This is a genomic window from Pseudomonas sp. BMS12, from assembly GCF_001592875.1.
In the GTDB taxonomy this organism is placed as follows: domain Bacteria; phylum Pseudomonadota; class Gammaproteobacteria; order Pseudomonadales; family Pseudomonadaceae; genus Aquipseudomonas.
The window spans coordinates 575,232-588,058 of the sequence record NZ_LSOF01000005.1 but is presented as its reverse complement, the minus strand read 5'-3'; the positions used below and the strand labels follow the sequence as shown (position 1 = coordinate 588,058).

Genomic DNA, 12,827 nt, shown 5'->3' with positions numbered 1-12,827 from the left:
GGTAGTTCAGTCGGTTAGAATACCGGCCTGTCACGCCGGGGGTCGCGGGTTCGAGTCCCGTCCGCTGCGCCATATAAAGAGAAGCCCTCAGCTCGCAAGAGCTGGGGGCTTTTCGCATCTGGCGGAAAAATTTCTGCTGTCATGGGGCTGTCATCGGGAATCTTCAGGATTCTGGCATGGTCTTTGTTTGGACCATGCAGAACAACAGGAGGAACCCCTATGGATGATTACGTCGAAGAGCTGCTGGAATCCCATGCCCTCGAATACGATCCGGTCGAGCCGGCTGAGGACGCCACCGAGCTGTAATGCCCTATGACATGGCCTGTTGCAGGCGCTGGTGGCGGCGGAACTCCCCGGGAGTCTGGCCGCTCCAGCGCTTGAAGGCCCGCTGAAAGGCCTCCGCCGAGGCGAAGCCGAGCAGGTAGGCGATCTCGCCAAAACTCAATTCGGTGTCGCGGATATAGGCCATCGCCAAGTCCCTTCGCGTTTCGTTGAGCAGCGTGCGGAACTGCGTACCTTCTTCGGCCAGTTTGCGCCGCAGGGTCCAGCTCGGTAGCGCCAGCTTTCTCGCCACTTCTTCCAGTTCCGGCTCGCGGCCATGCAGCATGGGGCCCAGCAGATGGGTCACGCGCTCGCGCAGGCTGCGAGTGCGGGTCAGTTGCTCCAGTTCGTGGTCGGCCAGCTCCAGTAGCTGGTGCCAGGTACTTGGGCAATGTTGAGCAATCTGCTGCTCCAGGCTCGCACAGCTCAGGCGCAGGCGGTTGTGTGCCGCGCCAAACTCCACCGGGCAGGCGAAGCACTGCTCATAGCGTTCGGCATAGCTCGGGGCGGTGAACTCGATCTCGACCTTGTCCAGCTTCAGCCCTCCGGGCAGCAACCCGCCGAGCTGCTGGTGCCAGCCGGCCAGCACCGAGTCCACCACGAAACGGTTGAAATCGTTGTAGGGGCTGATGGAGTAGAAGCTCATCCAGGCGCCACCGGCATCCTCGCTGAAACTGGATTGGCCGCGATAGTTGTGGGCATACAAGGGCTCGAAACGGATCAGGGTGCGGGCCGCCTCGCGCAGGGTCGGAGCCTGGGCGGCGGTAATGCCGGCCAGGCCGGTCTGGCTGATGTGGCTGTGGCGGCCCATTTCCAGGCCCAAGGCGGGGTCGCCGCACAGGGCGATGGCGCTGTGGCCCAGGCGCATGTAGCGTGGAATCGACAGCCGCTCGCGCGGCAGGGCCAGGCGCGTGGCGTCCAGGCGGAACTGGCGCAGCAGGTCGTCGGCAGCAACGCCTTTATGCTGCAGGGCACTCACCAGGCAATGGACGAAGCCGACGGAGAGGTCACCGAGACGTACGCGGGCGGGTTTCATCGCAGGCATTCCCGCTGAGCTGCGGCGCCTCTGGCCGCTGGCGAGCGCATGAGCGCCGTGCGGCGTGGCTGGGGGATGGCAAGAGGTGAGTTGGGCATGGGGCTTTCCATGGTCAGGCGGTTGTCCAGCCTAGGGCAAGGTAGAGGGCTTGCCTAGTCGCTCTGTTATCTAGGGTCATTAACTTGTCCGTTTTGATCATTGAGTGCGAGGCTGGCGCTGATTATCGTCTGCCGCACAACGACCGCGCCCGAACGAGTGCGCGGCGCACCCGTGACAAGCCCGACGCTGTGGAGATGATCATGAGCAACGCCTACCCGAACCTGCTGGCCCCGCTGGATCTGGGTTTCACTACCCTGAAGAACCGCACCCTGATGGGCTCCATGCACACCGGTCTGGAAGAGAAGGCCAATGGCTTCGAGCGTATGGCAGCCTACTTCGCCGAGCGCGCCCGTGGCGGCGTCGGCCTGATGGTCACCGGCGGTATCGGCCCAAACGAGGAGGGTGGCGTGTACTCCGGTGCGGCCAAGCTGACCACCGCCGAGGAAGCCGAGAAGCACAAGATCGTCACCCGCGCGGTGCACGAGGCGGACGGCAAGATCTGCATGCAGATCCTGCATGCCGGCCGCTATGCCTACAGCCCGAAATCGGTAGCACCGAGCGCCATCCAGGCGCCGATCAACCCGTTCAAGCCGAAAGAGTTGGATGAGGAAGGCATCGAGAAGCAGATCCAGGACTTCATCAACTGCTCGCTGCTGGCCCAGCAGGCCGAGTACGACGGCGTCGAGATCATGGGGTCGGAAGGCTACTTCATCAACCAGTTCCTGGTAGCCCACACCAACCACCGTACCGACCGCTGGGGCGGCAGCTACGAGAACCGCATGCGCCTGCCGGTGGAAATCGTTCGCCGCGTGCGTGAGGCCGTCGGTCCGAACTTCATCATCATCTACCGCCTGTCGATGCTCGACCTGGTTGAGGGCGGCAGCACCTGGGACGAGATCGTCCTGCTGGCCAAGGCCATCGAGAAGGCCGGCGCCACTCTGATCAACACCGGTATCGGTTGGCACGAAGCGCGTATCCCGACCATCGCCACCAAGGTGCCGCGCGCCGCGTTCACCAAGGTCACCGCCAAGCTGCGCGGCGAAGTGCAGATCCCGCTGATCACCACCAACCGCATCAATACCCCGGAAGTGGCCGAGCAGGTGCTGGCCGAGGGCGACGCCGACATGGTGTCCATGGCTCGTCCGTTCCTCGCCGACCCGGACTTCGTCAACAAGGCCGCCGCCGGTCGTGCCGACGAGATCAACACCTGCATCGGCTGCAACCAGGCCTGCCTGGACCACACCTTTGGCGGCAAGCTGACCAGCTGCCTGGTCAACCCGCGTGCCTGCCACGAGACCGAGCTGAATTACATCCCGACTACCGCCGTGAAGAAGATCGCCGTGGTCGGCGCCGGCCCTGCAGGCCTGTCCGCCGCCACCGTGGCCGCCGAGCGCGGCCACAGCGTGACCCTGTTCGATTCGGCCGGCGAGATCGGCGGCCAGTTCAACGTGGCCAAACGAGTGCCGGGCAAGGAGGAGTTCTACGAGACCCTGCGCTACTTCAAGCGCAAGCTGGAAACCACCGGCGTCGACCTGCGCCTGAACACTCGTGTGTCGGCCGAGGACCTGGCCAAGGGCGGTTATGACGAGATCATCCTGGCCACCGGTATCGCGCCGCGCACCCCGGCCATTGAAGGTATCGACAACGCCAAGGTGATCAGCTACCTGGACGCCATCCTGCAGCGCAAGCCGGTCGGCCAGAAGGTCGCGGTGATCGGCGCGGGCGGCATTGGCTTCGACGTCTCCGAGTTCATCACCCACGCCGGAGAAGCCACCAGCCAGAACCGCGAGGCATTCTGGAAGGAGTGGGGCATTGATGGCGCACTGGAGGCCCGTGGTGGCGTGGCAGGGGTTCAGGCGCAGCCGCATCCGGCGGCTCGCGAGGTGTTCCTGCTGCAGCGCAAGAAATCCAAGGTCGGTGATGGCCTGGGCAAGACCACCGGCTGGATCCACCGCACCGGTCTGAAGAACAAGAACGTGCAGATGCTCAACTCGGTCGAGTACCTCAAGGTCGACGACGCCGGCCTGCACATCCGCATCGCCGAGGGCGAGCCGCAGGTGCTGCCGGTGGATACCGTGATCGTCTGCGCAGGGCAAGACCCGCTGCGCGAGCTGCACGAGGGCCTGGTGGCCGCCGGGCAGAGCGTGCACCTGATCGGTGGTGCCGATGTGGCCGCCGAGCTGGACGCCAAGCGGGCGATCAACCAGGGCTCGCGCCTCGCCGCCGAGCTGTAAGCCGCCGACGCCCCGCCCAGTGCGGGGCGTTTGCTATGTGGTCAACAATAACAAGGAGAAGCCGATGTCCCTCGACACGCAATTGACCCCCGCCGCTGCGGCCAGCCTGCAGCGTTGGCACCAGTTCATTTCTGCCAAGGACCTGCGCCAGCTGCCCGAGTTGCTGCACCCGCAGGCGGTGTTCCGTTCGCCGATGGCGCATACGCCCTATCCGGGTGCGCAGATGGTCAATCTGATTCTCAATACCGTGCTGCAGGTGTTCCAGGATTTCGCCTATCACCGTGAACTGGTCAGCGCCGACGGCCTCAACGTGGTGCTGGAGTTCAGTGCCAGGGTCGGTGAGCGTGAGCTCAAGGGCATCGACATGATTCGTTTCGACGAGGCCGGCAAGATCGTCGAGTTCGAGGTGATGGTCCGCCCGATGAGCGGTCTTGCGGCCCTTGGCGAGGAGATGGGGCGTCGTCTGGCACCTTTCCTGGCGGCGGCCAAGGCCTGATTCGCCCAACCGCGTCACAGTTTCATCCAGCCGCCATTTCGCGTCCGTCGGGGTGCGGGGCGGCTGCCAACCCAGTCACATTGCCCGTATTGCATTTTCCCCTAGACTTGCTCGAAACAAGGGATTGCGCCTGCCTGGCAGGTTATGCGCCCGCGCGGGGCAAGCCCGCAGTGAGCCGATTGTGATCCTGATGGCCTGAGGGAAATTCATGAGCATGCAGAACAAAGCGCAGATGATCGAAGCCGTGCTGTTCTTCAACGAGCGCGGTATCTGCAAGCAGATGCTTTTTCCCGAGTTCGAGGCGCTGCTCGACGGTGTGGTGAGCATGCCCGAGTACGCCGATGAGCAGATGCGCCTGGTCTACGTGCTGATCAATCCGCGCCTGCTGGTGCGTGCTGCGGTGTTCTTCTATCTGGACTTCGACGAGAAGGGCGCCGCCGATTCGGGCTGGAACCTGCCGCTGCGTCATCTGGCCGACAATGCCGGGCGTGGTCCGGACCTGGGCGCAGGGCCCATCCGTCTGGCCTGCCGCAGCCAGTGCCCGGTGTCCTGGCACCAGATGCACCTGTGGGACCCGAGCCTGGCACCGGGCAAGAACGATCTGGTGCTGATCCGCGACCTGATCAAGCGCAATACCCTGGGTCTGCTGGTGGAGGAGGACAACCCGGTGGTCCTGCCCGAGCGCCTGCAGGTGGCGGACGAGGCCAAGTGGAAGGCGCCGGACCCCGCCGGTGAAGCGGCGGCAAAGGTGGCCGAGGCGAAGGAGCAGGAACATCGCCTGAAAACGGCACAGCTGATCAAGCAGCAACGCTTGCGCATCAGCACTCTGGGCAAGCAGTACGAGGAGGAGCTGGCCCGTAGCAAACTGGCTGCCGAGGAGGGCAAGCGCAGTTTGCAGGCGGAAATTCATAACCTGCACCAGGCTCTGCGCCAGCAGGAGGAGCTGAACGCCAGCCTCAAGACCGAGCTCAATGCCCAGGCCGACAGTGTGCAGAAAGCGCGTGAAGAGCTGTCCCGGCAACTGCGCGACCTGGAGAAGCACGGGCGGACCGAGGCCGATATTCTGCGTGCCCAGTTCGACGGCGAGCTGCAGGCCAAGGTGGCTGCCGCCGTGGCCGAGTTCAAGGAGCAGGTGGCGATTCGCGACGTCGAACTGGCCTACCGTGCCGAACAGGAAGCCCAGTTGCAGCGGGAGCTGGAGCGCCTCACCCAGGAGCGCGAGCAGCAGGCCGGGCAGGATGGTGAGCAGATTCTGGCGCGCCTGGCCAAGCTCGGCGTGGTGTTTGTCGTCTATCACCCCGGCGCTGGTCACCTGACCATTCCGCTGCAGGATATCGCCCGCTACCAGGACAACCCGATGAGCTATGCGGCGGCCAAGTGCTTCGTCTCCGAGGAGCAGTACCGCCAGTGGCTGGCCCACTACCAGCAGCCGACCTGCGAGGCCAGCCTGTCCTCCGGCGAGCGTTGCGCCATGCCGATCGATCGGGTGGAAACGCCCAGCCGCTTCGTCGTCGGCGAGTCCAACTGCTGCGCACGGCACAAGGCGGGTGCCCGTTTGCGTACCGTGAGCTGACGCTCAAACCCTCTGCTGGTGGCGCGCCGGCTATGATGCGCGCCCTGTTGTCCGCTCACTCATAGTCCCTATGCCGATTGCCGTTCCCGACTGGAATCCCCGCGCGCCGCTGCAGCTCTTGCCGTTCGACTGGCTGGCGCGAGCCGGCGTGGAGGTGGCAGCTCTGCGCCTGGACCTGCTCGACCCGCTGCTCTGCGGCAACAAGTGGTTCAAGCTCAAGCCGCATATCGAAGCGGCTGCGCGGGCGGGTGCCGCAGGGCTGATCAGCCTGGGTGGTGCGCATTCCAACCATCTGCATGCCCTGGCCGCTGCCGGGCAGCGCTTCTCCTTCGAGACCGTTGCCCTGCTGCGGGGTGAGCCCCAGGACACCCCCACAGTACGCGACCTGCAGGCCTGCGGCATGCGCCTGCACTGGCTGGGCTATGGTGGTTATCGGCAGCGCCACCAGCAGGACTTCTGGCAACCCTGGCAGGCTCTTTACCCGCAGTTGTGGCCGGTGGCGGAGGGCGGCCTGGGCCTGCCAGCGGCGCTGGCCTGTGGCGCGATAGTCGCGCAGGCGCGGGAGCAGTTGGCGGCTCTGGGCTGGGATGATTACCACGGCTGGTGGCTGGCGGCTGGAACCGGTACCACCGCGGCTGGTGTGATCCTGGCCGAGGCTGGGGCGCGCCCGGTGCATGTTGCCAGCGCGGTGCCGGCCAGCCATGGCGTGGCACCGCAGATAAGCGCTTTACTGCAGGCGGCGGGGCAGGCCGATGCGAGCTACCGCCTGCTCGATGCCAGTCGCGGCGGTTTCGGCCAGCTGGATGCGCAGCTGGCGCGTTTTATCGGCGAATGCGAGCGGGCCGCAGACCTGCCTCTGGAGCCGCTGTATACCGGCAAGGCGCTGCTGGCATTGCGCGATCATGTGGAGGCCGGTTACTTTGCTGCGGGTACCCGCCTGCTGTTTCTGCACAGCGGCGGATTGCAGGGACGCAGGGCCATGGCTGCGCGCCTGCAGGCACTCGCCGCCGATTGAACCGACAAGAACAATGCAAGGACTGGTTGCGATGATCGAGCCGCTGAATCCTGAACAGCTGCGCAGCTTCACTCCGCTCAATGTGCTGTCCGAGCAGCAGTGGCGCGAATTGCGTAGTCAGCTGGTACCGCAGCCCCTGTTGGCTGGTCAGCTGCTGTTCCGTCAGGGCGACCAGGCCCGCACGACGTACTATTTGCTCTCCGGTGAACTGTTGCTGCGCGATGCGGCCGGGAGCGAAATGCACCTGGTAGCCGGCAGTGAGGCCAGCTGCCACCCGTTGTCGCCCAGCCTGCCGCGCTTGCATGAAGCGCGCGCACTGACGGATGTCAGTGTGCTGGCCCTGGATAGCGCCACCCTGAATCGCCTGCTGACCTGGCGCTTGTCCTATCAGGATCTGCTGCTCGATCTACAGGCCAGTGGCGAGGATATCGAGTGGCTGGAGCGGCTGCTGCAGAACCCGCTATTCGCCAAGGTGCCGCCGGCCAATGTACGGGCGATGCTCGATCGGTTGCATCCGATCGACCTGCCTGCGGAAAGTCGGGTACTGGTCGAAGGCGAGGCCGGCGATTGTTGTTATTTCCTCAAGAGCGGCCGTGCCGAGGTGTTCCGCAGTGGCGGCGGTAATCGCCAGGTGCTGGCCGAGCTGGAGGTAGGTGCCTGTTTCGGCGAGGAGGCGCTGCTTTCCGATCAGCCGCGCAATGCCACCGTGACCCTGATCGAGGAGGGCGTGGTGCTGCGCCTGGATCGCCAGGACTTCTTCGCCCTGCTCAAGGCACCCGTGGTCGACGAAGTGTCGTTCGGCGAGGCTGCGCGCCTGCTGTCGAACGGTGCCCAGTGGCTGGATGTGCGCCTGCAACCGGAGTACGAGCAGGCTCATGCCCCGCAGGCGCTGAATATGCCGCTGCACCTGCTGCGCCTGAAGACACGCCTGCTGGATCCGGCGCGCACTTACCTGTGTTATTGCGACAGCGGCAAGCGCAGTGCCAGCGCGGTGTTCCTGCTGTCCCAGCTGGGTTTTGCCGCCTATGCCCTACGTGAAGGCCTGGATGCTCTGCCGGCCATCCAGCGTGCAGGCCTGCTGTGCGAGAGTGGCCCTGGCTATCTGGCACGTTCCGGCGGGCGCACCGAGCGCAGCCACTAGCTCAGGGTTGAGGCGCGGCGAGGGGCCACTGGTCGTTGACCAGGAACATGCGTTCGCACTCCCGCCAGTCACCATCTGCCCTTTGTTGCAGTCTCACCAGTAACTGGGCTGGCGCCCATGCGGGCAGTTGTTCGAACCACTGCGCCAGGCGTTCGGCCGGCCACAGCTGTGCCTCTTCGAGATGTGCCGGGGCCAGCCAGGCGTGGCGGGGTAGTGGCTGCCAGGTCTGTTGGCTGTTCGCCAGTTGTGGCCAGTCGTGTCGATGCAGCCAGCGTCCGCGCAAGTGGCTAACGGCGCTGCCGGTTGGGCTGACGCAAGCGTCGCGCCAGGGATAGAACAGGTAGCCAGCGAGCCAGGCTGCGGCCTGAGGCGGTGTTTCACTCAGTTGCGCCAGTGTTGCGCGTCCGGCGGGGCTGGCGGACAGCGGCAGCTGGTGATTGGCCAGGTGTGCCAGTTTCAGGCCCAGGCGGTCTTCGCTGGCCGGTCCCAGCCAGTTGGCGGCATCCTCACCCGCGTCATGTTCCGGTCCCAGGTAGAGCTTGATCGCCAGTTCCAGGTGGTGCACGCCCTCGGCATCGCGCAGCAGCAGGTCCAGTTCGCCCAGGGTGTGCCCGCCCTCGCGCACCGGGATGTTGGCGGCCAGTAGTTCGATATCCGGCGCGGCTGCCAGGGCGAATTGCCAGAGCCGCTCGTAATAGCGGCCGAGACGCTTGGAACCTTGGCTCAGGTATTGTTGCAGCGCGGCGCTGTCGTTTTCCTGTTGCAGCAACCAGTCGGCCAGTGTCTGCGGTTCGCGCTGCCACAGGCTGGCCGCCAACGGGTGACGCAGGGGCAGTTGGCCGCTGGCCAGCAGCCCCGGTGAAAGCAGGGTCCAGGCCAGGTCGCGGACCTGGGGCTGGCGCAGTTGGTCGAGCAGCGAGTCGAGGATATGCATGGGCCGAGCATAGTGTCAGCGCTGGCGGCACAACAGCCTGGTTTGCTGCTGCCACGGCCTTTCGCCCATAATCCGGGCAATTCTCCCCCGTTGCAGAGCGCCCCATGGAGCAATTTCGCAATATCGGCATCATCGGTCGGCTGGGCAGCGCTCAGGTGCTCGATACCATTCGCCGCCTGAAGACCTTTCTGCTCGAGCGCCATCTGCATGTGATTCTCGAAGACACCATCGCCGAGGTGTTGCCTGGCCACGGCATGCAGACCTGTTCACGCAAGATTCTCGGCGAGGTCTGCGACCTGGTTATCGTCGTGGGCGGTGACGGCAGTATCCTCGGCGCCGCGCGAGCCCTGGCCCGGCACAAGATCCCGGTGCTGGGCATCAACCGTGGCAGCCTGGGTTTTCTCACCGACATCAAGCCGGACGAGCTGGAAGTGAAGGTGGCCGAGGTGCTGGACGGGCGCTTCCTCGAGGAAAGCCGCTTCCTGCTGGAGGCCGAGGTGCGCCGTAATGGCGAGGCGATCGGCAAGGGCGATGCGCTCAACGATGTGGTGTTGCACCCGGGCAAGTCGACCAAGATGATCGAGTTCGAGATCTATATCGACGGCCACTTCGTCAGCAGCCAGAAGGCCGACGGCCTGATCGTCGCCACGCCGACTGGCTCCACCGCCTACTCGCTGTCCGCCGGCGGGCCGATCATGCATCCCAAACTGGATGCCATCGTCATCGTGCCGATGTACCCGCATACCCTGTCCAGCCGCCCCATCGTGGTGGATGGCAACAGCGAGCTGAAGATAGTGGTGGCCAACGACCTGCCGATCTACCCGCTGGTGTCCTGCGACGGGCAGAACCACTTCACCTGTGCGCCGGGTGACGCCATCACGGTGGCCAAGAAGCCGCAGAAGCTGCGCCTGATCCATCCGCTCGACCACAACTACTACGAGGCCTGCCGCACCAAGCTCGGCTGGAGCAGCCGGCTCGGTGGGCACGACTGACATGGAAATCGATTCCGCCCGCGGCTATGACCTGATCGGCGACGTGCATGGTTGCGCCCGCAGCCTGGAGCGATTGCTGGAGCAGATGGGTTATCGCCAGCAGGGCGGCGTCTGGCGCCATCCGCAGCGCATGGCGCTGTTTCTCGGCGATATCATCGACCGTGGCCCGCGGGTGCGCGAGGCGCTGCACCTGGTACACGCCATGGTCGAGGCCGGCCAGGCCCTGTGCATCATGGGCAACCACGAGTACAACGCGCTTGGCTGGCATATCGAGGCGCCCGTGGCCAGCGGCCGCCAATACGTGCGCGAGCACACCGCGCGGCACGAGCGCCTGCTGCTGCAGACCTTTCGCCAGTTCGAGCAGCATCCGGGTGACTGGCACGACTTTCTGGGCTGGTTCCAGCAGTTGCCGCTGTTCATCGATGCCGGGCGTTTCCGCCTGGTGCACGCCTGCTGGGACAACGAGCTGATTGCCGGACTGCAGCGCATGCACGGCGGCGGCAGGGTCGATCGCGCCTTCGTCGAGGCTTCGGCCGTGGCCGGCAGCTTCGCCAACCGGGTGTTCGAGCGCCTGCTGCGGGGCACCGATATGCGCCTGCCGCTGGGCCTGACCCTGACCAGCGACGAGGGCTTCCCGCGTGCGCACTTCCGCACCAAGTTCTGGGAGGAAGACCCGCAAACCTACGGCGACGTGGTGTTCCAGCCGGATGCCTTGCCTGACGAGGTGGCCAGGCTGCCGCTACCGGAGGGCGAGAAGAGTCGCCTGCTGCAGTACGGCGCCGACGAGCCGCTGCTATTCGTCGGCCACTACTGGCGGCGTGGCCAGCCGGGGCCGATTCGCGCCAATCTGGCCTGCCTGGACTACAGCGCGGTGATGTACGGCAAGCTGGTGGCCTATCGGCTGGATCAGGAAAACCGTCTCGATCCCGGCAAGTTCGTCTGGGTTGAAGTTGAGCGTCCGGAGGCGCCGCGATGAGTGTTGTACAAGCCTTGCGCCGACCTTTGGCCGAAGATCTCAGTGGTTTCGTCGCCCTGTTGCGGCGCCTGCAGGTGCCGCACCGGGTTAGCGAGGAGGCAGGCGAGCAGGTGCTCTGGGTGCCGGGTGAGCCACTGGCCGAACAGGTACGCGGGTTGTATCTGCGCTATCCGCAAGGAGCGGGCGAGGCGGAGTTGCCGACCCCGGCGGCCAGCGCGCAGGCCCGGCCAGGCTTTCTCGCGCAGCTCAAGGCCAGCCCGCTGACCGCCGCTGTACTGCTGCTGACCCTGCTGGTGGCGGCGATTACCCTGGGCGGTAGCAACTTCGCGACGATTCGCTGGCTGAGCTTTCAGGACTTCCATATCCAGGGCGACTACCTGTATTTCCAGCCCTGGCTGGAGACGCTGTACGCCGGGCAGTGGTGGCGCCTGTTCACGCCGATGCTGTTGCACTTCGGTCTGCTCCACTTGGCGATGAACAGCTTGTGGTACTGGGAGCTGGGGCGGCGCATCGAGGCTCGCCAGGGCAGCCTGATGTTGCTGGGCCTGACCCTGCTGCAGGGGCTGCTGTCCAATCTGGCGCAGTTCTGGTTCGGTGGCCCTTCGCTGTTTGGCGGCTTGTCCGGCGTGCTCTACGGTCTGCTTGGCCATTGCTGGATCTTCCAGCTGCTGGCGCCGACCCCGGCCTACGTGTTGCCGCGTGGCGTGCTGGTGATGATGCTGGTGTGGCTGGTGGTTTGCCTGAGCGGGGTGATCGACACGCTGGGCTTCGGCGCCATCGCCAATGCTGCGCACGTCGGTGGCCTGCTGGCGGGGTGTGCCACTGGCCTGATCGGCGGTGCGCTGGCGCGTCTGCGCCGGTAAACTTGCCGACCTGTTTAGCTTTCCGTTGTCGGAGCCCGCAATGTCGTCCTTTGCCGAAATGATCGAGAACATCACCCCCGAGATCTACCAGAGCCTCAAGCTGGCGGTGGAAATCGGCAAGTGGCCGGACGGCCGCAAGCTCACTCAGGAGCAGAAGGAGCTGTCGCTGCAGGCCATGATCGCCTGGGAAATCCAGAACCTGCCCGAAGAAGAGCGCACCGGTTACATGGGCCCGCAGGAGTGCCAGTCGCACGCCGAGCCGATCCCCAACCTCCTGTTCAAGTCCAGCGATACCCTGCACTGATGAGTGAATTGAACGAGCTGGGCCGCGGCGCACTAAGCAAAATGGCGGTGCGCCTGGGCGAGACGGCGCAGTACGCCTTTCGCCTGGACGAGCAGGAAGTGCCGGTCAACCCGCTGCTGGGCAAGCGTGTGCGTCTGGAGTTTCTCGGCGCCATCCATTGCAGCCACTGCGGGCGCAAGACCAAGAAGAGCTTCGCCCAGGGTTACTGCTATCCCTGTTTCACCAAGCTGGCGCAATGCGATAGCTGCATCATGAGCCCGGAGCGCTGCCACTACGACGCCGGCACCTGTCGCGAGCCGAGCTGGGGCGAGCAGTTCTGCATGACCGATCATGTGGTCTACCTGGCCAACTCCTCGGGGATCAAGGTCGGCATCACCCGCGCCAGCCAGATTCCCACCCGCTGGCTCGACCAGGGCGCCAGCCAGGCGCTGCCGATCTTCCGCGTCGCCACCCGCCAGCAGTCCGGCTTCGTCGAGGACCTGCTGCGCACCCAGGTGGCGGACAAGACCAACTGGCGCGCGCTGCTCAAAGGCGACGCCGCGCCGCTCGATCTGCCGGCCATTCGCGATGAGCTGCTGGCCAGCTGCGCCGAGGGTATCGAAGCACTGCAGCAGCGCTTCGGCCTGCAGGCGATCCAGCCGGTCAGCGATGTCGAGGTGCTGGAGATCCGCTATCCGGTCGAGGCCTATCCGACCAAGGTCGCCAGTCACGATCTGGAGAAAACCCCGGTGGTGGAGGGTATTCTCAAGGGCATCAAGGGCCAGTACCTGATCCTCGACACTGGTGTGATCAACCTGCGCAAATACACGGCCTACCAGGTCGCCGTACATTCCGAATAAGGGG

12 protein-coding genes are annotated in these 12,827 nt (G+C 65.1%); 10 read left to right on the top strand and 2 right to left on the bottom strand.

Going from position 1 to position 12,827, the window contains the following annotated elements; all coding sequences use genetic code 11:
• Positions 1–310: 310 nt before the first annotated feature.
• The gene (locus AYB31_RS06155; protein ID WP_068826780.1) at positions 311–1,357 is read right to left on the bottom strand and encodes an AraC family transcriptional regulator; all 1,047 of its coding nucleotides are present in this window, start codon (positions 1,355–1,357) and stop codon (positions 311–313) included.
• Positions 1,358–1,656: 299 nt separating this feature from the next.
• Here AYB31_RS06155 and AYB31_RS06150 point away from each other — a divergent pair, with 299 nt between their 5' ends.
• The 5 genes from AYB31_RS06150 to AYB31_RS06130 all read left to right on the top strand — a co-directional run bounded on the left by AYB31_RS06150 (position 1,657) and on the right by AYB31_RS06130 (position 7,915).
• A complete protein-coding gene (locus AYB31_RS06150; protein WP_153020647.1) occupies positions 1,657–3,690 on the top strand; it encodes an NADPH-dependent 2,4-dienoyl-CoA reductase in 2,034 nt (677 codons plus the stop codon).
• 64 nt (positions 3,691–3,754) lie between these two features.
• Entirely contained in the window at positions 3,755–4,186 is a 432-nt protein-coding gene (locus tag AYB31_RS06145; RefSeq protein ID WP_068826778.1) for a nuclear transport factor 2 family protein, read from the top strand.
• A gap of 208 nt (positions 4,187–4,394) precedes the next feature.
• Entirely contained in the window at positions 4,395–5,759 is a 1,365-nt protein-coding gene (locus AYB31_RS06140) for a chromosome partitioning protein ParA (protein WP_068826777.1), read from the top strand.
• Positions 5,760–5,829: 70 nt separating this feature from the next.
• Positions 5,830–6,774, top strand: coding sequence for a 1-aminocyclopropane-1-carboxylate deaminase/D-cysteine desulfhydrase (locus AYB31_RS06135; protein WP_068826775.1), 945 nt, complete (start codon positions 5,830–5,832; stop codon positions 6,772–6,774).
• Between the two features lie 31 nt (positions 6,775–6,805).
• Positions 6,806–7,915 (top strand): cyclic nucleotide-binding domain-containing protein, encoded by a 1,110-nt coding sequence (locus tag AYB31_RS06130; RefSeq protein WP_068826774.1) that lies wholly within the window; start codon positions 6,806–6,808, stop codon positions 7,913–7,915.
• A 1-nt stretch (position 7,916) separates the two neighbouring features.
• Here the strand turns inward: AYB31_RS06130 and AYB31_RS06125 are convergent, their stop codons facing one another.
• Complete coding sequence (locus AYB31_RS06125; protein WP_068826772.1) at positions 7,917–8,849, bottom strand: DUF1853 family protein; 933 nt, start codon at positions 8,847–8,849, stop codon at positions 7,917–7,919.
• 104 nt (positions 8,850–8,953) lie between these two features.
• Between AYB31_RS06125 and AYB31_RS06120 the strand changes: the two genes are divergently transcribed.
• The 5 genes from AYB31_RS06120 to AYB31_RS06100 are packed head-to-tail and all read left to right on the top strand — an operon-like array spanning position 8,954 to position 12,823.
• Entirely contained in the window at positions 8,954–9,841 is an 888-nt protein-coding gene (locus AYB31_RS06120) for an NAD(+) kinase (RefSeq protein ID WP_068826771.1), read from the top strand.
• A 1-nt stretch (position 9,842) separates the two neighbouring features.
• A complete protein-coding gene (locus AYB31_RS06115; protein ID WP_068826769.1) occupies positions 9,843–10,817 on the top strand; it encodes a metallophosphoesterase in 975 nt (324 codons plus the stop codon).
• Entirely contained in the window at positions 10,814–11,680 is an 867-nt protein-coding gene (locus AYB31_RS06110; RefSeq protein ID WP_068826768.1) for a rhomboid family intramembrane serine protease, read from the top strand. Before AYB31_RS06115 ends, AYB31_RS06110 begins: the two co-directional genes overlap by 4 nt.
• A 40-nt stretch (positions 11,681–11,720) precedes the next feature.
• A complete protein-coding gene (locus AYB31_RS06105; RefSeq protein ID WP_068826766.1) occupies positions 11,721–11,984 on the top strand; it encodes a YeaC family protein in 264 nt (87 codons plus the stop codon).
• Between the two features lie 8 nt (positions 11,985–11,992).
• On the top strand, positions 11,993–12,823 hold the full coding sequence (locus tag AYB31_RS06100) for a DUF2797 domain-containing protein (protein ID WP_068826849.1): 831 nt from the start codon (positions 11,993–11,995) through the stop codon (positions 12,821–12,823).
• Positions 12,824–12,827: the final 4 nt, after the last annotated feature.